At 62.2% G+C, this 21278-nt stretch carries 21 protein-coding genes; 5 read left to right on the top strand and 16 right to left on the bottom strand.

Features of this window, described 5'->3' with window-relative positions:
* Positions 1–171 precede the first annotated feature (171 nt).
* Positions 172–1965, bottom strand: a complete 1794-nt coding sequence (locus tag ACVJGD_RS35535; RefSeq protein ID WP_456638562.1) for an alkaline phosphatase family protein — start codon at positions 1963–1965, stop codon at positions 172–174.
* A 466-nt stretch (positions 1966–2431) separates the two neighbouring features.
* Here ACVJGD_RS35535 and ACVJGD_RS35530 point away from each other — a divergent pair, with 466 nt between their 5' ends.
* Positions 2432–3052, top strand: coding sequence for a hypothetical protein (locus ACVJGD_RS35530; protein ID WP_456638561.1), 621 nt, complete (start codon positions 2432–2434; stop codon positions 3050–3052).
* The gene (locus ACVJGD_RS35525) at positions 2961–3689 is read left to right on the top strand and encodes a cytochrome c peroxidase (RefSeq protein ID WP_456640481.1); all 729 of its coding nucleotides are present in this window, start codon (positions 2961–2963) and stop codon (positions 3687–3689) included. The genes ACVJGD_RS35530 and ACVJGD_RS35525 overlap by 92 nt, the downstream gene beginning before the upstream one ends.
* A 4-nt stretch (positions 3690–3693) precedes the next feature.
* Here ACVJGD_RS35525 and ACVJGD_RS35520 read toward each other — a convergent pair whose 3' ends face one another.
* The 4 genes from ACVJGD_RS35520 to ACVJGD_RS35505 all read right to left on the bottom strand — a co-directional run bounded on the left by ACVJGD_RS35520 (position 3694) and on the right by ACVJGD_RS35505 (position 8989).
* Positions 3694–4419 carry a hypothetical protein gene (locus ACVJGD_RS35520; protein ID WP_456638560.1) on the bottom strand — a complete coding sequence of 242 codons (726 nt, stop codon included), beginning with the start codon at positions 4417–4419 and terminating at the stop codon, positions 3694–3696.
* Between the two features lie 67 nt (positions 4420–4486).
* Complete coding sequence (locus tag ACVJGD_RS35515; protein ID WP_456638559.1) at positions 4487–6580, bottom strand: phospholipase C; 2094 nt, start codon at positions 6578–6580, stop codon at positions 4487–4489.
* Positions 6581–6839: 259 nt separating this feature from the next.
* Entirely contained in the window at positions 6840–8216 is a 1377-nt protein-coding gene (locus ACVJGD_RS35510) for a cytochrome c peroxidase (RefSeq protein WP_456638558.1), read from the bottom strand.
* Entirely contained in the window at positions 8213–8989 is a 777-nt protein-coding gene (locus ACVJGD_RS35505) for an EfeM/EfeO family lipoprotein (RefSeq protein WP_456638557.1), read from the bottom strand. Before ACVJGD_RS35505 ends, ACVJGD_RS35510 begins: the two co-directional genes overlap by 4 nt.
* A 309-nt stretch (positions 8990–9298) precedes the next feature.
* Here ACVJGD_RS35505 and ACVJGD_RS35500 point away from each other — a divergent pair, with 309 nt between their 5' ends.
* Entirely contained in the window at positions 9299–9721 is a 423-nt protein-coding gene (locus tag ACVJGD_RS35500) for a prepilin peptidase (RefSeq protein WP_456638556.1), read from the top strand.
* Positions 9722–9739: 18 nt separating this feature from the next.
* Here the strand turns inward: ACVJGD_RS35500 and ACVJGD_RS35495 are convergent, their stop codons facing one another.
* The 10 genes from ACVJGD_RS35495 to ACVJGD_RS35450 form a co-directional block, all read right to left on the bottom strand.
* Positions 9740–10372 (bottom strand): hypothetical protein, encoded by a 633-nt coding sequence (locus ACVJGD_RS35495; protein WP_456638555.1) that lies wholly within the window; start codon positions 10370–10372, stop codon positions 9740–9742.
* Positions 10372–10935 (bottom strand): type II secretion system protein GspM, encoded by a 564-nt coding sequence (gene gspM / locus ACVJGD_RS35490; RefSeq protein ID WP_456638554.1) that lies wholly within the window; start codon positions 10933–10935, stop codon positions 10372–10374. Before gspM ends, ACVJGD_RS35495 begins: the two co-directional genes overlap by 1 nt.
* Positions 10932–12002 (bottom strand): PilN domain-containing protein, encoded by a 1071-nt coding sequence (locus ACVJGD_RS35485; RefSeq protein WP_456638553.1) that lies wholly within the window; start codon positions 12000–12002, stop codon positions 10932–10934. Before ACVJGD_RS35485 ends, gspM begins: the two co-directional genes overlap by 4 nt.
* Positions 12002–12916, bottom strand: a complete 915-nt coding sequence (locus tag ACVJGD_RS35480; protein WP_456638552.1) for a general secretion pathway protein GspK — start codon at positions 12914–12916, stop codon at positions 12002–12004. Before ACVJGD_RS35480 ends, ACVJGD_RS35485 begins: the two co-directional genes overlap by 1 nt.
* Positions 12894–13625, bottom strand: a complete 732-nt coding sequence (locus ACVJGD_RS35475) for a PulJ/GspJ family protein (RefSeq protein ID WP_456638551.1) — start codon at positions 13623–13625, stop codon at positions 12894–12896. Before ACVJGD_RS35475 ends, ACVJGD_RS35480 begins: the two co-directional genes overlap by 23 nt.
* The gene (locus ACVJGD_RS35470; protein ID WP_456638550.1) at positions 13622–14026 is read right to left on the bottom strand and encodes a hypothetical protein; all 405 of its coding nucleotides are present in this window, start codon (positions 14024–14026) and stop codon (positions 13622–13624) included. Before ACVJGD_RS35470 ends, ACVJGD_RS35475 begins: the two co-directional genes overlap by 4 nt.
* A complete protein-coding gene (locus tag ACVJGD_RS35465; protein ID WP_456638549.1) occupies positions 14007–14471 on the bottom strand; it encodes a pilus assembly FimT family protein in 465 nt (154 codons plus the stop codon). The genes ACVJGD_RS35470 and ACVJGD_RS35465 overlap by 20 nt, the downstream gene beginning before the upstream one ends.
* Positions 14464–15003, bottom strand: coding sequence for a type II secretion system major pseudopilin GspG (gspG, locus tag ACVJGD_RS35460; protein WP_456638548.1), 540 nt, complete (start codon positions 15001–15003; stop codon positions 14464–14466). The genes ACVJGD_RS35465 and gspG overlap by 8 nt, the downstream gene beginning before the upstream one ends.
* Before the next feature lie 92 nt (positions 15004–15095).
* The gene (locus ACVJGD_RS35455) at positions 15096–16307 is read right to left on the bottom strand and encodes a type II secretion system F family protein (RefSeq protein ID WP_456638547.1); all 1212 of its coding nucleotides are present in this window, start codon (positions 16305–16307) and stop codon (positions 15096–15098) included.
* Positions 16308–16311: 4 nt separating this feature from the next.
* Positions 16312–17991: a GspE/PulE family protein gene (locus tag ACVJGD_RS35450; protein WP_456638546.1), complete on the bottom strand. Its 1680-nt coding sequence runs from the start codon at positions 17989–17991 to the stop codon at positions 16312–16314.
* A gap of 413 nt (positions 17992–18404) precedes the next feature.
* On the opposite strand from ACVJGD_RS35450, the gene gspD reads away from it, so the two are divergent.
* Positions 18405–20642, top strand: a complete 2238-nt coding sequence (gene gspD / locus ACVJGD_RS35445; protein ID WP_456638545.1) for a type II secretion system secretin GspD — start codon at positions 18405–18407, stop codon at positions 20640–20642.
* On the opposite strand, the gene ACVJGD_RS35440 is transcribed toward gspD, so the two are convergent.
* Entirely contained in the window at positions 20629–20868 is a 240-nt protein-coding gene (locus tag ACVJGD_RS35440; RefSeq protein ID WP_456638544.1) for a hypothetical protein, read from the bottom strand. The genes gspD and ACVJGD_RS35440 overlap by 14 nt on opposite strands.
* On the opposite strand from ACVJGD_RS35440, the gene ACVJGD_RS35435 reads away from it, so the two are divergent.
* A complete protein-coding gene (locus ACVJGD_RS35435; RefSeq protein ID WP_456638543.1) occupies positions 20861–21190 on the top strand; it encodes a hypothetical protein in 330 nt (109 codons plus the stop codon). The two genes, ACVJGD_RS35440 and ACVJGD_RS35435, sit on opposite strands and share 8 nt — an antisense overlap.
* Positions 21191–21278: the final 88 nt, after the last annotated feature.

Genomic DNA, 21278 nt, shown 5'->3' with positions numbered 1-21278 from the left:
CCGCTGCAGCCACTTGCTCGCGCCACAACATCTCCCTGTGGTTATGGGCCCCCGCTTTCGCGGGGACGGCACCGATGTGAGACGTGAGAGAAAGCTGTTACGCCGACAGAGCTTGAATCAACTGGCCCGCACCTGACGTCGATCCGGGCCAGCTTGTCTTGTTGCTTATGCTCAGTGGCGATCGGAATCGCCGGCCTTGAGCGCCACCGCGAGGTTGCGCACCGGCCGGGTCACGAGCGGATCGAGGTCAAAGCGTTTTTCGAGCAGCTTGAGGATCGAGGTGGTGTCGTAATCCTCGCGGGCGACGCCCGACTTTTCGAAGCGCTTGGAGATCAAGAGCGCCGGGATGCGGGTGCCCGGTCCCCACTGATCCGCAGCCTCCGCGTCATCGCCGCGACGATTGTGGGGCGGCGGTGGCACGTGATCCCACTGGCCACCGAACTCGTCATAGGTGATGACGATGAGGGTGTCCTTGCCATCCGGACCCTCGACGATCGCCTTGACCAGGTCAACCAGATGCTGGCTGCCCTCGGCCTCGCTGGCGTAACCAGGATGCTCGTTCTCTTCGCCGATCGGCTTGACGAAGCTGACGTCCTTCAGCCTGCCGCTCTTCGCCGCCTGGATGAACTCCGCTTCGTCCTTCAGATGGTCCTTGCGGGCCTTCGTCCCGGGCGCGTAGTTGGCAAAGTAGTTGAACGCCTGATGGTGGAACTGGAAGTCCACGTCGACGCAGTTGGGAAAGACCGCGGTTGGCAGATGGTTCGGATCGGTGCAGGTGGTGCCGTTTCCGTTGGTCCAGCCCGAAGCGCCGACGTCACCATTGGCGTTCGACCAGCCGCCCGAATACCAGGCCCAGTCGACGCGCTTGGCCGACAGCTTGTCGCCGATGTTGGGCGTGTTGAGCGGCGGCAAGCGCCTCGCATCCGCCGTGCCGGGCGAATAGGGCTGATAGAACGGCTGGGTCGTGTTGACGGCATAGTCGCCGCAGGCGAACCCGGCCGGCAAACCGGACTGGCTGCACTTCGCCGTCAGTTGCGCATCCTTCACCGTGGTGAGCGGGGTGTAGAGCGGCGTGCTGGTCGGCATGCCATTGGCGTCGACGATGGAGTGCAGGTCGTTGGCGCTGCCGTCGTTGGACGCCCCGACGAATTGCGGGGCGGCGGCCGCGACGAGGAACTGGTGGTTGAGGAACGAGCCGCCGAAGGCGCCCTGGAAGAAGCTGTCGGCGATGACGTAGTTCGGCGCGCCGCGATCATGGAGATAGCGGTAGATCGGCAGCTTCTTGGTGTCGTAATAGCCCATCACAAGACCCGACGCATCGCTGCCGGTCACGTAGCGGTTCTGCCGGCCGCCATTGATCTGGTACTGCTCGCTGTAGAAGCGATGCACGATGTCTTCCGTGCAGCCGCCGGGCAGACCAGTGCCATTGAGGAAGCCGTGAGCCGCGAACGCGCCGAGCGGCTTCGGGCAGGTGGTTGCCGAAGTCGGAATGAAGTCGTTGATCTCGAACGGCTTGTTCTTGAAGGCGCTGAGGATGGCGACCGAGCTTCCGTTGTCGGTGCAGCTCGTCGGCAACGGCGATGGAGAAGTGAGGTTGACGTCATTCTGCAAGAGGCAGGTGTAGACCGTCTTGTTGTCCTGGCGGACCTGCAGCGTGTGCGGCTGATCGGCATCGGAGATGCCGTTAATCTTGTCGCGGCCGACGTCGCCCCAGTGGCCGTAGAGGTTATCGAAGCTGTGATTCTCCTGATAGATGATCACGATGTGCTTGTACGCCTTCAGCAGATCGTCATGACCATGATTACCATGGTCGTGACCATGATCATGATGTCTGAAATCGTCCCTGATGTCGTGCTTGAACTGATCGACGATCTTCTCGACCAGATTTTCGGCCTTCACTACGGGCGAGGCAGCGACCGCACCGACAGCCAATGTGAACGCGGGAATGGCTCCCCAAAGCCGCATGGTTTTCTCCCCTGAGAGCAAAGATGGAATGAAACGCAAGTGAGGCTATCTGCCGCACATTTCGATCCGATGACTGTTTTCCGACAATGCAGGAGTCGCGCACATGCCGGGACGCTCGCGCCATGCTTAGACCGATATCGAGGTGTGCTCTGACATCTGAGCGTCATCAAACCGACGACAAGCTTCGTTTATCCAGTCCAGCCGCGGTCTCGCCAGCAGGGACACCGTCATCTGCGCGACATCTGCTGTTCACAGACCGCTCGAGTAGGTTGTTGCAGGGGCTTTTGTCGTGATGACCAGGGACATTCTTGCGTGCCGCTCGCGCCGAGATGGTGCGGCTGCCGCGGATCGCACCACTTCGTCCGTCTTGATTGTACTGATCGCGCTTGTCGCGGCCCTCGTCCCCCTGCGGACAGAGGCATTTCCATTGGGCGGTGATCAGACTGTCTTGCCGACGGGGACCGAATTGTCCGAGGAAGCACTGGCGAAGCCGCGCGAGCTGTTCCACTCGGAGTCCGTGGGCGGGCACAAGTCCTATTTGGTCAACCTCGGCGATCTCGCATTCAACTCGCCTTCCATCCTGGGCGGCAAGGCGCGGCAGGCGGAAATGAGCTGCGGCACCTGTCACATCAATGGGGCCTCGAATCCGAAGCTGTTCGTTCCCGGTGCCTCCTCGCGCCCCGGCACCTTCGATACCAGCAGCCTGATGTTCAATCCGAAGGCATTCAACAGCATTCTCGATCCGGTCCGGATCCCCAGCCTGCGCGGCGCGCGCTTTCTCGCGCCTTACGGGCATGACGGCCGCATCACCTCGCTGCGCGACTTCGTATATAATGTCATCGTCAACGAGTTTGACGGGCCGCGGCCCAGCGATGCCGTCCTGGACGCCCTGGTCGCCTACATCAACGACATCGATTTTCTTCCCAATCCCAGGATTGCGCCCGGCGGCGTACTGAGCGCCACAGGCGAGTGCCGCCGAACGCCGCGGCGAACAACTGTTCTTCAAGCCGTTTCCACACCAGCCCCAACTCAGTTGCGCCACATGTCATACTCCAACGGGCGTCTTCGCCGACCAGACCCGCCATGATGTGGGCTCAGGCGGCCTGGTGAAAACGCCGACCCTACTTAACGCCAACTTCAACGCGCCCTACTTCCACGATGGCCGGTACGACACCTATGAAGAAGTGGTCGGACATTTCGACCGCGTATTCGATCTCGGTCTTTCGCCGCAGGACGTGCAGGACCTCGTCGCCTATCTGACCGCGGTCGGCGACGGCGACCGCCCTTTCGACAAGGACGGCGTGGCGATCCGGATGAAGGAAGTGCGTGAGCTGGCGAGCGTTCTCGAGTTGGCCATCCCCGCCGCGGATACAGCCGTGGTCTCGCTGGCGGTCACGGGCGTAGGCGCCGAGCTGCGTGAACTGACCGAGCATATTCCGGATATCAGGTATGCTTCAGTCGGGGGCCAGGAGGAGCGGCTTGCGGCACGCACCGCCGTCAAGGACCTGGTTCTCAGTCTGCGCCGGATTGATCTCGCAGTTGCGGCCGGCCATCTCGACGAGGCCATGACCGAATACGATAAGTTCTCGATGCTCGCGACCTTCGACGTGCCGGTCGCGCTGAAGAAGGCCGAACCGTGGTCGCTGTTCAACGCCAACGTCCACCAGTCGCACTACGCGGCGCTCGGGCGGATGCTGCAATCGACAGCCAGGCAATCGCAGTGACCGCTCACTCCGAGTCCGGCGGAGCGACCCAGACGTCGCTCTGCTTGATGCGATCGATCAACGCCCGCGGATCGAACTTGCGCGTGCCGGGCGGAATTTCGAACGATTGTGCCGGCTGCGGCTCGTCACGGATGTTCTCGATGGCGATCACCGCTCCGTCTGCGGTCTTGATCTGGAGCGGAAACCTGCGCTCGCGGTCGACCCAGCCGAAAAAGCCGGTGCCGGATCCCGCGACGATCCGATAGACGTCCGCCTTGCGATCTCCGACCGTCCCTTCCCCGTCGCGCTCGCAATGCCACCTATCCGGATCCACCGGCGCCGCCAAGGATGCCATCGCCCACCATTGCCGGCAGGGCTCGTCGGGATCAACCGCGACAAACATCTGCGTAAGCGGACTTGATTGCCTTGCGTCCATGAACACTTGCGCCCGCCGGCGCACAAAATAGGCCGCAGGCTTTGCCCCGTCGACCAGAAAGAAGCCGTCGGCGAAGTCGGTTGTCTCTATCCTCACCCTGCTTTCGGATACACGCAAGCGTCCCACACGCACCACCTTTTCACGCTGCGTCGTGACAAGGTCCGCGGAAAACTGCTGCGCCGACGCCGAAACGCCGGCAAGCGCCGAACCGACAAAAGCAAGCAGGCATGCTCTCAGCCTCTTGTTCCCTAACGCCATCATCCGCTCGCGATGCATCGGCAACACCTCATCCGGCCGGTTCCGGCGCAGAAACATGCGCTGGTGCCGACCGAACCATTGGCTCGATCGGCACCATCTTCAGATCGGATGAAACGCTGTTCAGTTACTCGGTATAGGACAGCGTGACCGGCCTGCTGAAGTCGAACGCATCGAACATGTCAGCGAGGGCGGGGCTGTTAGTCGGCACATACTCGTTGTTCCTCGAATAAGTCGGGTTCGGCAGGTTGTCCCGGCTGCGGTTCGTCAGCGGCTGCAGACCCCAGTTGCGCTCGATGAACTTGAGCAGCGAGACGTGGTCGCCATAGTTGTGGTAGATTTTGCCGCCGGTCGAATAGGGCGACAGGATGAGGATCGGCATCCGCGGCCCATCGCCGAAGAAGTCGATCGACTGGAGGTAGCCCGAGTCCCAATAGCCGCCGGCTTCGTCAAAGGTGACGAACACTGCGGTCTCCGCCTTGAGTTCCGGATTGTTGTCCAGCGCGTTCAGCACGTTCAGGACATAGGCTTCGAACAGGTCGACCTTCGAGCTTTGCGGATGGCCGTCAAGCAGACCGTCCGGCTTGCCGAACGACACCGACGGCAGGGTGTTGTCCTGAATCGCCGTGATCAGATCTGCTGTGTCCTTGATGTGAGCCTGACGCACGGTCGGGTTGGCCATGATCGAGGTCGCATACTGGAACGGATTGCAGATCTGGCAGTAGGCCACGCCGAGCGCGTGTGCCGGATCGGCGAGCGCGGCCGCATTGAGATCCGGTTTCGTCGGATTGGCGGCAACCGCGGCGTTCGAAAGCGCCACGGCGTCACTATAGGCGCCACCATAGAAGGCCCAGGAGATTTTCTTCTCCATCAAGGCATCGCCGATGGTCCGCACCGACGACGGCGGCATGTTGTTTCCGCCCGCCAGCGCACCGTTCGGCAAATAGCCCGGATTGGTGTTGTTGAGCATGTAGTAGTGGTTGGGCTTGCAGTTCGGCTCCGCCGAATACGGCAGGTTGTTCAGATAAGTCACGATCGGCTTGACGCCGGGGTTCGCGACGTCCGAACAGTCACTGAAGTTGCCGTCGACCGTGTAGCGGTTCACCGTTCCGGACACCGGATTCGGATTCGCAATCTGGTTTGCCGGCGGCGTGGTCGGATTGCCCTTGCCATCGCTCCAGAAGCCCGCGTCGCCGGTTCCGAGCATGAAGTGGTTGGCGCCGGTGCCACCGTGGAACGACTGATGGAAGTTGTCACCGAGCGTGAAGCGGTCAGCCAGCATCTTCAGGATCGGGGCCTGCCCTTGCTGGGCATTGTAGAAGCCCATCGAGTTGGCCATGCTCTTGTTTGACGCCGAGTAGGTCGCCATCACGAACGGGAACAGGTCGCTCAGGCAACCGGAGTTGTTGGCTTTCGTGGCACTGGCGACGCTGCAATCCTCCTGCTGCCAGTCCTGATAGAACCGATGCGTGGTATCGCCGGTGTAGTCGTCATCGCTGATCTGCTCGCCCTGCAGCGGGAACGGTCCGGTCAAATGACCAGCGCCGGGAACGCGGGTGTCGAGGACGCCAGTCGGCAGACCGCTGAAGCCGGTCGTGAGGATATCGAGATCGCTCGCATCCATGTCCTTCTCGACGCCGGCTTCGGCGATCGTCTTGAACGGAGGCGACGTATCGCTCTGCGCGGTGGGCGTGCCCGCCGTATTCGGCTGCGGCATCGTATTGGTCGCGCTATAGGGCGACTTCGCGATCGTCGGCGCACCGATATAGAAAGAGGACTGTGCGGCGACCGAGTATTGCTGCGCCTGCGCGAAGTTCGGACCCGGCGAGCCGTCCTCGTTGACGATGCCTTTCGACAGCAGGTTGGAGATCGTCTGTCCCTTACCCTTCGGCTTGTACACTCCGAACGTGTGGTCGAGCCCGCGGTTTTCGCCGATCAGGATGATGACGTGCTTGATCGGCGACGCGGTCTTCACTTTGTCAGCCGGATCATTGTCCTTGTCACCGTGGTCACCATGGTGGCCATTGTTGTCGTGATCGTTGTTACCGTGATGATCGTTGCCCTGATTGTCATGAGCGAAACGATTGTGATGGGAGCGCTTGTCCCAATCACTTCGGCCGCCGGGATAATGTGCTGCATAGGCGGCTGTTGCGACAGCAACTGTTGAGATGACGCAAAGTGCCGTGGTGGTTCGCCAGTTCTTCTTATGATTGAAAGTCATCATCGACCCCAAAGGTTGTGGTTGGCGACCTTTGTCTAATGCGGCAACATGACGCACACTTATCGTTGCTGTGAAAGCGCGCGAGAAATTTTGACTCGTTCAAAAGATTCTCTGCGCTTCATCCGCTGCGACGATGCATGCATCGCGACCGATGCCGTTCTCATCGCCCGAGATCGAACAAGAATTTTTGGAAGTGATAGGCGCGATGCGATCGCGCGAGAATTTCTACGGAGGCGAGTTCACGCCTCGCAACACTGGCCTAGTGAGACAGATGTTTCGACTGCATCACCTGGCGAAGCGCCGCATAGTGCTGGTCATGCACATCCTGATTGAACAGCGACCATGGTTCAGCACCCGCCAGCAGTGCAGGAATAGCCGCCGCCATGAGATAGCGATAGTTCCTGAACTCAGTTGCGGCATCCGCGCTGCGGCCTTCGGCTACGGCGATGTCGATGCGCCGTAGCATCAGGACGAGTTCCTTGAGACTGTTGCGCGCCAGGACTCGCTGCTGCTCGCCGCCCGACACGCTGGTGTTCTTTCGATCGGGATATCGCTCGGTGAGCTCACGCAGCTCCTGGCCGATAGTGTCGACGGCAAGCGCGACGATCGTCTTATCGCCCGAAGGAATTGCGGTCGCGAGCACCATGTTGAAGTCATTGATTTCCTTCAGCGTCGCACCGGCACCGTCGCGCTCATAAGGCTGCATGCCATCTCCGACGGCGGTGAGATAGGCAACGAGGTCGCGCTTGTCCTGCACCGACAGGCCAAGGTCGAACGCGCGGTCGAAATGATCCACGACTTGATCGAAGCTGTCGAAGCGACCGTCGTGGAAATAAGGTGCGTTGAAGTCCGCGTTGCGCAGGGTCGGCGTTTTGAACAGGCCCCCGGAGCCGACGTCGTGCTGCTGGTGGTCGACAAAGGCAGCCGACGGGACATGACAACCGGCGCAGCTCAAGCCGGGATCGTGAGGAAATGGCTTGGAGAACAAGGCTTCGCCACGACGTTCGGACTCGCTGACATTGCCGACCAGCCGGCCGCCGGGACCCAGGCTCGGATTGGGCAGGAAGTCGATATCCTGGATATAGGCGACGATGGCGTCGATGATCGCCGGCGACGGCTCAGGTCCGGCGAACTCATTGACAATGACGTTGCGGATGAAGTCGCGCAGCGATGCCGATCGCCCATCGCTCCCATAGGGCGCAAGATAGCGCGCACCGCGCAGGCTCGGAATCCTCACGGGATCGAGCACGAGATTGTTCGCCCTCGGATTGAACAATGGGCCGGTGACGTCGAAGTTTCCGGGCCGGGTCGACATCTTCGGCATGAAGAACTTGGCGTTACCCACGCCGTTGACGTGGCAGGTACCGCAGCTCACACCGGCCTGTCGCGCCACCTCGCCCAGGATCGCCGGTGAATTGAACGCGAGGTCGCCGAGATTCACCATATACGATTTGGTGCCGGCGCGTTCGGATTGAAACACTTCGCGCGGCTTGTCGAGAGCATCCTCGTTCAGCTCGGTTCTTGTCGGCAGAACGGTTTGATTGCCATCGACGGGAAACGCCAGCGCGCATCCAAGCGACGCGACGACGAGCAGACCAGACGCAAGCGCCGCGAGCCGCAGCCAAGGCGAGATCATCGCACCTGGGCCTCCAGCGTCGGCCGCTGCAATCCAAGCTTTGCCGAAGCGGTCTGCAGCGCCACTACCAGCTCCTCGCTGGCGCGGCGCAATCGCGGAATATCGACATGCGGCAGGTCGGGCGCCGCGACGATCGCTTCAAGCAGCTCGATTCGCGTCGTCACCATTTCATCGAGCTTGCCATCCGCCGTGTTGAGGGTGGCGGAGAAGATCGTGTGGTAGGCAAAATCGATGCCGGCGACGTTGTTGCGCATGTCGTCGAGCGAGGTGCCGCTGATACGAGATTCGCCACCATCAGCCTTGCTTTCCCCGACCTCGTAGGCGAGCCGCGCCGTACCATCCAGCAATCCCTGGGGCGTGAGCTGCATATCCTTGAGCTTGGCGTGGAGATCGCTCAGATGCTCCACCAACGCGGCGGCATCCTTGTCGACGTCGGTCTGGCCGATGCCGAACAATTTCGCTTCGATGGCATGGAACCCGCTGTCGGCGTTTGGCCAAGCGTCGATCTTCGCGTCCAGCTCAGGCACAAAGCCGGTCGTGAAGACTTCCGAGCGCTCCCAGCCAGCGCGAGCCGAAATCCAGGCTTTCTTCGCGCCCGCGAGATCCCCTGCTGCAGCCTTTTCGCGTAGTGCTTGCGCACCCGCCAGCGCGCTGCCAATGCCTTCGATCATGTAAGGCCGATAGCGTTCGGCGCCTTCATCAAGGACTCCGGCGTCTGCGCAACGCACGCCGCTCAACATCACCAGAAGAGCAAGGCAAGTCGCCACTCGCATTTTATTCACCGTCATTCACGCATCAGCTATCGTTCGCAGCGACGGGAAATATTGTCAGCTTCCTATGCGGTTTTGTGACAGGCTGATTGCACGTTGCGGTTTTCTGCTGTGAAGGGCTTTTTCGACGATCACATTCCCGAAAGATCGTCGTACTTATGCAGGCTGCTTGAAAATTGAGCTGCTGAGCGCGAAGGAAATTCTGGTAAGGACTCACACACTTCGTCATTCATCGTAGCGATCATGCCAATCGACAGTGAAGCTGTGCAGTTCCTCGGATTCTACGCCGCCCTTGGCGTGGTGTGCTGCGCGTTGGCACTGATCGACCTTCGCCGCGGCATCATTCCCGATGGGTTGAATCTTACGATTTCCATCCTTGGCGTTGTGCAAGCTATGGTCTTCGGGAACCCGACGGATGCCTTCGGGGCGCTTGGTGAAGCTGCCGCGGTTGCAGTCATTTTCCTGTTGTTGCGTCGCCTCTATTTTTTACTGCGACAAACCGAGGGGCTCGGGCTCGGCGATGTCAAATTTCTCGCAGCCGCCGCGACCTGGGTCGGTATCAACGGCATTCCAACGCTGCTGTTGATTGCCACCTTGACTGCGCTTGCGGCGGCCGGCGGCCTGCAGCTCGCCGGACGCCAAGTGAAGCGCCAGACATCGATGCCATTCGGCCCGTTTCTCGCACTCGGCCTGCTGTTGACGTCGGCTTTCCAGCGATGGTTCGGACTGAACTAGCTGGAGGGCCGAATTGCTCTAGCGTCGTGTCACCAATGGCGTTCTGATCGTGCTCACCGGGACGATATGGACCTCGCCGCCGCCTTCGCTGCCTGGCAACGGCAGCGTAAGCACGGCGCCCTGTTCATCCTTCTCCATGGTGACTTCACGTCCGTGAATTGCACTCAGCCTCCAGCCCTGAAAATCCTCACCAACCTTCAGCCGCAGCGCAGCATTGGTCGACTGATCGAGGAAGATCCCGAAGCCTTCGTCGTCCCCGGCAATGGTGCCAACGAGCGATAGTTGCGGAGGTTCGACTTCCTTCTTCCGCGGCGGCGGAGGCGGCCTGGTGACCACAGGCTCGGCGACGGCCACGGGCGGCGGCCGCCGTGAGGGCGAGAACACCGGACGCTCGCGCGTATTGGATAGTTGTGTCAGCGGAATGCCCCACAACGGGTTGGCTGGAAGTGACCGCGCCGGCGCCGCCTGCGGTGGAACCGCGCGCACCGTCGTGACCGGTTCGGAAGGCGGCGGCGATGTCAGGACAGGCCCGCCCAGCCGCGTGTCATCCAATAGCCCCGCATCCAATGCATCGCTCGATGCATCAGGCGCCGCGGCCGCCGCGGAATGGAGTGACAACGCGAAGCCCATGACGATGACTGCCAAACGCATTACTTGGCTCCTCGCCATTGTCCGGAGACACCCAGCAGCACGCGCAGCTTGCCCGGACCTTCACCCGCGTTCGCTCCCTCGAGGATGGTCTGCACGACGAGCTGGTCGATAAACAGAAACGGCATACCGGCCTCAAGGTCGTAAAGCACCTGCTGGAGCTGTTGTTGCTCGATTTCGCAGCTCGCGACCATACTGATGAAGCCGGCCTTCGCAGGTGTGTTGGGAACATCGAGCTGGGTCGACAATACATTGCCGCCGAACTTCGTCACCGAACCTGCCACGCGCTGCAGCAACGTCGCCCCGGCAACCGTGACAGTGGCGCCTTCGAGATAGGCCGAGCCCGCCGGCATCGTCTCACCGGGCGCGCCGCCCGCTCTCGGCATGCGGCCCTCCAATTGCGCCAGCATCGCCGACGACGAGGCGAGTTCGTTACGCTGATCGATAAGGTCGGATACCGACGATATGGCCACGAACAGCAGCAGGATCAGCAACGCGACATAGGTCGCGGCTGCCACAAACGGCGAGGTGCTGATTGCCTTCAGTGACCGGGCGGATGCGTTCATGAGCCGGATCCGAAATACGCTGATATATTGGCTTCGACATGAAAGCGCTCGCCCGACTCGTTGGCCGCACGGGTGGTGGGAGCGAAAAATGTGGCGCGGGTGAACTGCGGCGACTGTTCCATCAGGCGGATCAGCGACGGTGCGTCCTGGGTCATGCCGACGACCTGCACCTTGTCGCCTTCGACGCGCAGCTCCGTCACATAGGTCGTATCGGGCAGCACGCGCGAGAGGGCTTCCAGCACCATCACGCTCGACGGCGTCGTCTGCTTGCGCTTTGCCAATAGGCCGATCCCGGATCCCACGCCATTGGCGTCAACCCGCAATGCCGCGCGGCGCTGCGAAATCTGCCGCTGGATATCCTCCTGTTCAGATTGCAGCGATCCACCCAGATAGATGCTCAGGAACAACGATGCAGCGGCGGCAACGCCCGTCGAGATCAGGACGACGCGCAACAGACGCGGCACATTCGACCCGGCTGCGCTGCGGAGCCGCTTGTCGAGCAGCTTCACGCCAACCGGCACGCTATCGCCCGCAGCCGGCGCATAGATGGCAACGGAAGCAGCGCCCAGCCTGTCAGCCAACTGCAGCAACGGATCGACTTTCGACGCCGAGGTCGCACTGAAGGCAACTTCGATTCGATCGTCAGCAACTGGAACCGGCGAACTCCAGCCGAAGACGGCCTCGCCCGCAGCCCATGGCGTCAGGCGATCGACCTGGGAGCGAATCATGCCATCGAGAAAGTCGGCCGCGCGTCCTGGGAAGTCGAGCAGGCGCGTCATGACATGATCGGGCGGCAATTGCACCTTGACACGGCTGCCCTTGAAAGCCGCACGCCACTGCGCCGGCAGCGGTGGCTCCGGCGTGCCGTGCTGCATCTGGAACGAAAGAACTGTCGGAACCTTGCTGTCTTTCGGTGCGACCATGCTGGCGGTGAATGTCCCGTCGGCATTCTCGTCGAGCTGGATGCGGCGCTGACGCACCAACCTGTCCGCGATGCTATCGACCGCACCGGCAACCGCCCCGATCCATTGTTCGAACCACTGCCTGGCCTGCGCGATCATTGCCATCAAGTTCTCCCACGGAACGCTACGGTGTTTCGCGGCGCAATGTCATCCTGCCAGGACAGCACCCGGTAGGGTTCGACCTTGTCACCCATGGCAATCACGATCTCCGAGGTGGTGCGGCGGCCATTGCGAAAACGGATCGTGGTCTCAACGCGATAACAAGGACTCTTCGCCGTCGAAGCATCGCTCTTTGCTGAATCGGACGGCTGCGACGCCGGCCGGGCGGCGTTCAGCGAGGCCGAACTACCACCGAATGGATCTTGCTTGTTCGCAGATTTGTCGGGCATGGCCTCAATCACCTCCGGCGCCGCGATCGCCGGATCGACATCGGGAGATCCATTGAACACCGTAACGAACGGCAGCGCACGCTCCACCAATGCGGCCGGCAGGCCGACGACCAGTGCCAATTCATTGACATGGGTAAACGGCGCCTGCCGCGGCGAGTAGCCGGCCGAATTGTAACGCGCTTCCTCCTCATTGGCGCCACCGGGAACGGGCCGGGTTCGCCAGCCGACGACCCGATCCGCATATTCGATCGCCGTATCCTTGCCGGCGCCCAGCGTGACAAACAGGCCGGCCAACATCTCCTTGGGAGCGAGATTCAGATCGATGCGGGCGGCCTCGGAAATGAAGGCGACCTGGACGCTCGCATCATCCATGCGGAAGTGAAAGGCTCCCTGCGGAGGCTTGGCAGATTCGTCCGCCAGCGCCAATTGGTACGCGGTCAACTCGAGACTGGCAGATACCAGCGCTTCGGTCTGCAGCGCTGTCTCGTTGACCGCGATCGCCCGCGTGGACGCCGACAAATAAGCGGCAAACACCATCGCCAGGGATGATAGCGCAGCCAGGATCCAAAGCACGGCGACGATGACGAAGCCGCGTTCGCCTGCGGACTTACGTGCGCCGATCGCTGTCATCACGTCCTCCAGGCTCGGCCGCGCCGCGCCCGTTGTCCTTGTTGTCGTCGCATTTGCCGTCCGGCTTCGTGCAATCGCTCGGCAATTGGACGTGAACCGGCGCGATCGTCGAGACCGACAGCACGCGTTGGCTCACGGCATCACGCACCGTCAGCTTGATCATCGCCGGCAGCCGGTCGGCGTTTCGCCACGAGCTTTTCCAGACATGATCAGGACCGGCATAGGCGAATGACAGACGAAAGGGTGCGCGCAGCAGCACAACCGGATCGCCGAGATGCGTCTGCTCCGACAGCGACAGCCCAACGGGCAGCGGCGTGAAGCGCGTTCGCGAGCGGACCGTGACGAACTCGCCGCGCTCCCTGGTCTCACCAAGCCGCACGACATCGAGCCCCGGCCCGGCGTTCGGACCCACCGCCGTTCGCACGAACGTGACGGACAACTCCGATCCGTCGAACAGCGGACGGCGCGAGTCGCGGTTGGCAGGAACGAATTCGGCTGCCGCCAGATCCGCGGCAATCCGCTCGAGCGCGATGCCGGTCAGTTCGCTGCGCTGGATCCGGCCAAATCCCCTGTTCCAATTCGGCAGCCACTGCGCGGTGATGGTCGCGAGCGCCGACAGCAAGAGCCCCATCAGCGCCAGCGCGATGATGGTCTCTATCAGCGTAAATCCGCGCTCATGGGCGCGCTTCGTTGCCGATGCAGGGCTCATTCTGATGGCCTCGGCATCAAGCGCACGGTTCGAACGTCGGATAGCCCGCCTGTGGGCGACCTGACGCGAATCCTCACCAGCTCGGCCGTCCATGGCACATTGGCGCCAGGAACATTCCAATCCTCTCCAAGCGGACTGACGTCGATGGTCCAGCGATAACCCTCGGCCTGGCCCGTCGAGGTGCCCTGCTGCAATTCCGCGCGAGGCGGAACGCCCACGGTCATCAACGTGCGCGCCGCCTGCATCAGCGCCACGTGCTGCTCCAATGCCCGCACGCCGCGCAGATTGCCGGCCATGACAGCGCCGATCGCGATAATGGAGACGGCCACCACCGCCAGCGCCACCAGCACTTCGATGATCGTGAAGCCTGCATCGGGGCGATCAGTTGGCGGCGCTGTCACGGGAAACAACCTCGACCCTTCCGGTGAGCCAGTTGACGCGGATCTCATAGCCGGCGTCGAACCGCGTCAACGCGATGGATCCGCCACATGAGCTGCCGTTGGCGAAGAAGCGAATGGTCGACAGCGCAGCCTGCCGTTGGCAGGTTTGCGGCAGCAGCGCGTCGAAGCGGACGTCCTCGGGAATGCGGACCGTCGATCGCGACGAGCCGGAATGGATCACGCGGCTGGGCGCGTCGACCAGCGTCGCGATGCTGATATTGCGGTTCATGGCGGCGTTGCGGTCCGCTTTCAGGAGCGTCGCGGTCTGCAGCGCGTAAGCCTGCAGCCGCGACCGCGACGTCTGGCGTGGAATGAACGGCAGCAGCACGGCGGCCAGCAATGCGATGATGGCGAGCACGCACACCATCTCCAGCAGGGTGAAACCGCGCTGCGTGACGTCATTCATCTCGGGAGGCTGTCGTCTTTTCGAGAGAAATGTCGGCGGAATTGCCGCTGCCACCCTCCTGGCCATCGGCGCCATAGGAGACGATGTCGTAGGGACCGTGTTCGCCGGGCGACCGATAGACGTAGGCGTGATTCCACGGATCCTTCGGAACATTGCCGCCCTTCAGATACGGCCCGTTCCACGCGGCAAGCCCCGGTGTCCGCTGCACCAGCGCGGCAAGTCCCTCAGCGCTCGAAGGAAACCGTCCGGCATCGAGATAGAACAGGTCGAGCGCACTCGAGAAGCTCTGCAACTGGATGCGCGCGGCCTTGACCTTGGATTCGCTGAGATAGTTGAGCACGCGCGGCCCGATCAGGCCCATGATCAGGCCGATGATGGCAATCACGACCAGCATTTCGACCAGCGTGAAGCCCTCTTGACCGAGATAGGCGTGCTCGCTTCTCTCGCGGGTGCCCCCGTGCTCGACGCGGGCGACGAGCAATTCAGCGATGCTCTTGAGCGAAATCATGATGTAACCCTTGCTCTCGATCATGATCCGATTAGACGAAATCGGATCATGATCTCATCTCCTTGTTTGAGCATGATCTCTTCGGAAAACCGGTTTCCACTTTTCCGGATCATGCTCTAACCGACAAGTTGCGTGACCGACAGCAGCGCCGTCATGACCGACACGATCAATCCGCCGACGACGGTGCTGATCGTGATGATCGCAAGCGGTCCAACGATGCCGACGATGCGATCAAGGCTGCGCTGCAATTTTGCTTCGTAGAATTCGGCGACCCGTCCCGCCAGGACCGGCAGTTGCCCCGTTTCCTCACCCAACCGAAGCATACGGACCGCCATCGGCGGCAGGCTGTTCGCAACGGCAAGCGCCTCCGACAGCTTACCGCCATGCCGGACGCGGTCGGCAGCCGCCGTCCAGCTTGCTTCGCTGCCCGTCACCGCCATGATGTCGACCAGGATACGCAGCGTGGCCGTAAGATTGACGCCGCTGCCGAGCAGGACACCAAGGTTGCGGCAGAACAGGCTGGCGCGATAGAACTGAAAGATGTTGCCGATAAGAGGCAACTGCGACAGCGCGTTCACCATTGCCGAGCGCACGCTTGCCTGGCGCAACAGCCACCAGACGATTGCGATAACGGCAGCGGATATCAACATCGCCGCCGTAGCATTGGCGCGCAGGAAATCGGACAGGTGGATGAAAGTGGCGAGCGCCGTGTCGGACTTTGCGCCGAAATCCCCGAGCACGGTCGAGAATTGCGGCAGCACGAACAGAAGAAAGAACAGCATCACGCCCGAAGCCGCAACCAATACGAAGGCGGGATACTGCATGGCGTCGGTGAGTTTCCGCCGCATCTGTTCGGAACGCGCGCGCTCCGCGCCCAGCATTTCAAGCACGGAATCGAGCGTGCCTGAGACTTCGCCGACGCGTACCAAGGCGCCGTACATCGGCGGAAACAGGCTTGGATGATCTGCCACCGCATCGGCAAAGCTTTCGCCGGCCAGCAGCGCCGCCCGGATCTTCGCCACCACGGGGCGCATCCGCCCGACATCGGCATCGCTGGATAGCAGCTCAAGGGCATCGTCGAGCCGCGCGCCGGCCTTGAGCAGCAGCGCGAGGTCGCGTGTGAAAGTGGTGATCTCGGCAGCGCTCGGCCGGCCGAACAGGCCGAGACCTCCCGCACTGGGAGAAGCCCGTTTGTCCTCGATGGTTTCGATCGGCAAGAGCCGCAGATATTCGATCCGGCGCGCGACCTCGGCGGCCGTCGGTGCACTGATCGTGCCGTTTACGATCTCGCCGTTCTGGGTCAGGGCGCGGTAGCGGAAATTCGGCACGTGGTCACCGCATGGTCGTGACGCGGAGAATTTCGGCAGGCGATGTCAGCCCGGCGCGGCATTTGGCGATGCCGTCGTCGAGCATTGTCGTCATCCCGGCGCGGATCGCGGCCTCATCGATCTTCAGTCCGTCGGTCTTCTCCCCGATCAGTTCGCGCAGTTCATTGGAGACTTCGATCAGTTCGAAAACACCAAGCCGGCCTCGATAGCCAGTGCCGCCGCACCGTTCGCACCCACACGGCTCCTGGATCGTTTCACCGGTGCGGAACCCGAATGCGGCAAGCCGCGGATCCTCGGCGAAATCGGCAGGTCCAAGCGTCCGTGCTGATTTGCAGCGTTCACACAATTGTCGGACAAGACGCTGCGCGATCACGCCGCGCAGGACTGAGCGCAGCAGGTAGCTCTCGACGCCGAGGTCGAGCAGGCGCGGCACCGCCGCAGCCGCCGTCTCGGTATGCAACGTCGTCAGCACCAGATGGCCGGTGAGAGCCGCATGGACCGCGACATGCGCGGTCTCGGAATCTCTGACTTCGCCGACCATGATCACGTCCGGATCCTGGCGCACGAACGAGCGTAACGCGGTGGCAAAGGTCAGGCCGATCGCGGGCTTGACCTGGGATTGATTGACGCCCGGAATTTCGTACTCGACCGGATCTTCGATGGTCAGGATCTTGCGCGTGGGTTCATTGAGGATCGAGAGGATCGTCGCAAGGGTCGTCGTCTTGCCGCTGCCGGTCGGACCGGTGATGACGATCATGCCGTGCGGCAACGCAAGCAGCCGCCGCAGCTTGCTTTCGTCAGGCGCTGCGAATCCCAGCTTTTCCACGACCAGCAGCCCACGATCCTTCGGCAGAATACGAATGACGGCCGATTCGCCGTGTTGCATCGGCATGATCGCGACGCGGATATCGATGTCGGAACGCCCTGCCCGCAACCGCGCCGCGCCGTCCTGGGGCAGCCTGCGTTCGGCGATGTTGAGATTGGCGATGATCTTGATGCGGGAGATGACGGCCTGGGGCAGCACGCCGGATAGCGCCGCCACCGGCCGAAGCAGGCCATCGATGCGCAGGCGAACCACGAGGCCGGAGAGGAACGGCTCGATATGGATATCACTGGCGCGAAGTTCGACGGCCTTTTCAAGCAGATCATTGACAGCGCGGACCACCGGCGCGCCGCTCGCAAGATCGCGCAGGCTTTCGATGTCGTCCTCGCGCGGCAGCGCTGCCGCCGGTCCGGCTGCGTCCGTGTCATCGACGTTCAGCCGTTGATCCAGAACGACGGCAATGTCCTCCGAGGTTGCGATCTTGATCGCGACGCCGGTTCCGAGCACGATCTGCGCCGCGCGCTGCGTCGCCTGATCGGTGGGATCGACGACCGCGAGCGTTATCGCGCCATCGGATGTAGTGCACGGATAGACCATGGTCTCGCGCAGGAAGCGCTGCGAGAACGACATCACCAGCGGTGCCGCCGACATCATCTCCTGCAGGGTCATGCGGTCGAGCCTGAAAAAACGCGCTGCTTCGTCGGCAAACTCGGCGGGCGAGAGATTGGTGATCTCCCAAATTTTTTGGTGACGGCGGTCCGAACCGCCCTGTCCCGCCCGATCCGCCTCCCCATCAACCGGCGTCAAATGCTTGTTCTGACGGAGGTAGTCGACGAACTGCGAGGACCGATCGCTGGCCATTTCGTCTTTATCCGTCACATTGGTTTGGAGCAGCGCAGACGTCAGGCGTGCTGTTATCGATCCGAAGTGTGACAGGCATACGAAGGCGGCGCCTGCTGGGTGCTCAAGAAACATTAAGGCTGCCCTTCCTGATCCGAATGACTGCCTCATTTTCATGCTTCGGCTGCCATCGCAGAATGGTGGCCGGGGCAACAATCACGTAACCAATTTATTTCTGTCATGTTCGCTCGCTAATAGTTCGAGGGGGGCGGATCGTCGAACATCCTCCAGTCGGAAACGGCAAGGACTTATGGTGCGCGTAGGCAAGCTGGGCCGCTACCAACGGATTCGTGGCGGCATTGGTGCCGCCTTTGTTTTGTTGTCGCTGGGGCTGTTGGCATCCTGCAATTCCGCAACGGTTGGCGGAGGCGTGGATGCGGCTCAAGTCGACATCTCTCGACAAGGTGCGCTCGCTGGATCTGTTGCCGCGGCAATCGCAACCTGTAAACGCTTTGGGCGCTGGTGGCGCTCAAAGTGGCAGCGTTCGCGCAGCGATGTATGAGGGATCCGAAGTCACGGCGGTGTCGGACGAGCGGCTGCAGCCGACGGCGAATGGCAACGGCTTTGATCTGAACTTTGAGAACACGCCGGTTGCGACCGTCGCCAAGGTTGTTCTCGGCGACATACTGCATGTCGGCTATACCATCGACCCGCGCGTGCAGGGTACGGTGAGCCTGGTGTCGGTCCGTCCGGTGCCGAAGTCGGACATCGTCTTCGTGCTGGAGAATGCCTTGAGATTGAGCGGCGTCGTGCTGCTTCGCGATACGACCGGCTACCGGCTCACGCCACTCGGCGACGCGGTCGGCGGCGGACGGGTCGATACGGCGAGCGGCAACCCCGAACCCGGGTTCGGCGTCTCGGTCGTGCCATTACAATATGTGTCGGCGCAGACGCTACTCAAGCTGATGGACAGCTTCGCCACCAAGGCCGGCGCCGTACGCGCCGATACGACACGAAATCTCATCCTGATCCAGGGAACCGGCGCCGAGCGTCGCACCGCGGTCGATACGGTGCTTAGCTTCGACGTTGACTGGATGCGCGGCCAGTCCGTCGGCATCTTCCCGATCTCAAGCGGCTCGCCCGCGCCGATCATTGCCGAGATGGAGAAGATCGTCGATTCCGGCGAGAACGGCCTCAGCCAGAACATCATCAAGTTCCTCCCCATCGCCCGCCTCAACGCAGTGCTGGTCGTGACCAAGAAGCCGGAGATGCTTCGCACGGCGGCGACCTGGATCAAGCGCCTTGATCGAAACGATACCGCGCGGACCACCGTCCATGTTTATCGCGTCAAGTTCGGCGATGCCCGCCAGATCGCGCGGGTGCTGACCGACATGTTCCTCGGCGGCTCCTCGTCGAGCCTGACCGAGAGTGCCGATAGCCAGATTGCGCCGGGTTCTGGAACCACGGCAACTTCAAGCGCTACGGATCGGCTCTCGCTTAATGGCAACTTGGGGTCAAACACAAACGGCGGCTTTGCCTCTCGCGGCAATATGGGCATGAACGGCGCGCCCGGCCTCGGCGGGAACGGCGGACTCGGCGCGCAGCCGGCCAGCGCCAATCAAAACGGCGGTGGTGCTCCGCTCGACAGCGGCCGCGGTTCCGGAAACGGCCAGCCGATGATGCAGGACGTGCGGATCACGCCCGACACCGTCAACAACACGCTCTTGATCTACGCCGACCAGGCGAACTACCGCATCATCGAATCCACACTGGTGCAGATCGACCAGCCGCAGTTGCAGGTCGCGATCGATGCAACGATTGCCGAGGTCACGCTGAACAACACCTTGTCCTATGGCGTGCAGGCCTATCTGATGAGCCGAAATGTCGGGTTGAAGCCGAATACGGGCTCCATCCTCAACACCCAGGCCGCCACGGCGCCCACGACGGTTGTCGACCCGACGACGGGCGCCGCCACCGTCGCCGGATCGGTCACCAACGCCTTCATCAACCGCGCCTTCCCCGGCTTCAATTTCCTGATCGGGTCCGAAACCCAGCCCAGCCTGATCCTGGATGCGCTGCATGCGGTCACCAGCGTCAAGGTGCTCTCCAACCCGTCGCTGGTGGTGATCAACAACCAGGTGGCGACGCTGCAGGTCGGCGACGTCGTGCCGGTGTCGACCGGGAGCGCGACGGTGCTGACGACGAACAACACCGTCGTCAATACGATCGACTATCGCAACACCGGCATCATCCTGCGCGTCTCACCGCGCATCAGCGTCAACGGCAATGTCCGGCTGGACGTCGAGCAGGAGATCAGCAATGTGCCCGCGGCCAGCGCCAACAGCCTGACGCCGACGGTGTCGGAGCGGCGGGTCAAGAGCCAGATCTCGGTGGCGAACGGCCAGACCGTGCTGCTGGCAGGCCTGATCAGCGAACAGCAGAACGGCAGCCGCAACGCGATTCCGGTGCTCGACCAGATTCCAGGCCTTGGCGATGCCTTCGGACATCAGAGCAACAACACCCAGCGCACCGAGCTGATCATCTTCATCCGCCCGCAGATCATCCGCGACGGCTCCGACGCGCATGTCGTGGCGGAAGAACTTCGCTCGAAATTGCGCGGCAGCATTGCCACGACCTCGACCAACGCCCCAATCACCACTAGCTTCCGTTGAGCGGGACAACAGCATGCTGACCGTCCGCGCTATGCGTCGATTTCTCCTTGCGCTGCTGGCCGTTGCTCTTTCGGCGGCCGTCGCGCCGGTCGCCGCCAGCAGCCTGTCGCGCGGGACCGCTGCATTCCATCGCGGCGACTACATTCGCGCCTTCCGGGAGTTGGCGCCGCTGGCCGAACGCGAGAATGCAATTGCGCTCGGCCTGCTCGGCTTCATGTATGAGCATGGCTTCGGCGCGCCGCAAGCCTATGACGCCGCCGCCGATCTCTATGCGCGCGCCGCCCGTTCAGGGCAATCCATTCGCGCAGGCCATGCTCGGCCTGCTGTACGACAAGGGCCACGGCGTTCCGCAGGATTTCGTCCTCGCCTACAAGTGGCTCAATCTCGCGGCGGCCCGAACCAGCGGGCGCGAGCGAGACGCCTATGCGAGATTCCGCAACGCAGTCGCCTCAAAAATGTCGACCGATGAGATCGTGATCGGCCAGCGGCTTGCGCTGAACTGGGCACCGGCCTTTGCCGCGCCCGTCGTACGACCGTTGGCCAAGTAGCATCCCCGTCACATTGCGCTCGAAGCCGCCCGCTACGCCATCCGCGTCACAGAACCGTCAATCCTCCATTCCTCCCGTCGCAATCGGT

The organism is Bradyrhizobium sp. USDA 10063 (assembly GCF_054063735.1).
This window is presented reverse-complemented; position numbering and strand designations above follow the sequence as displayed.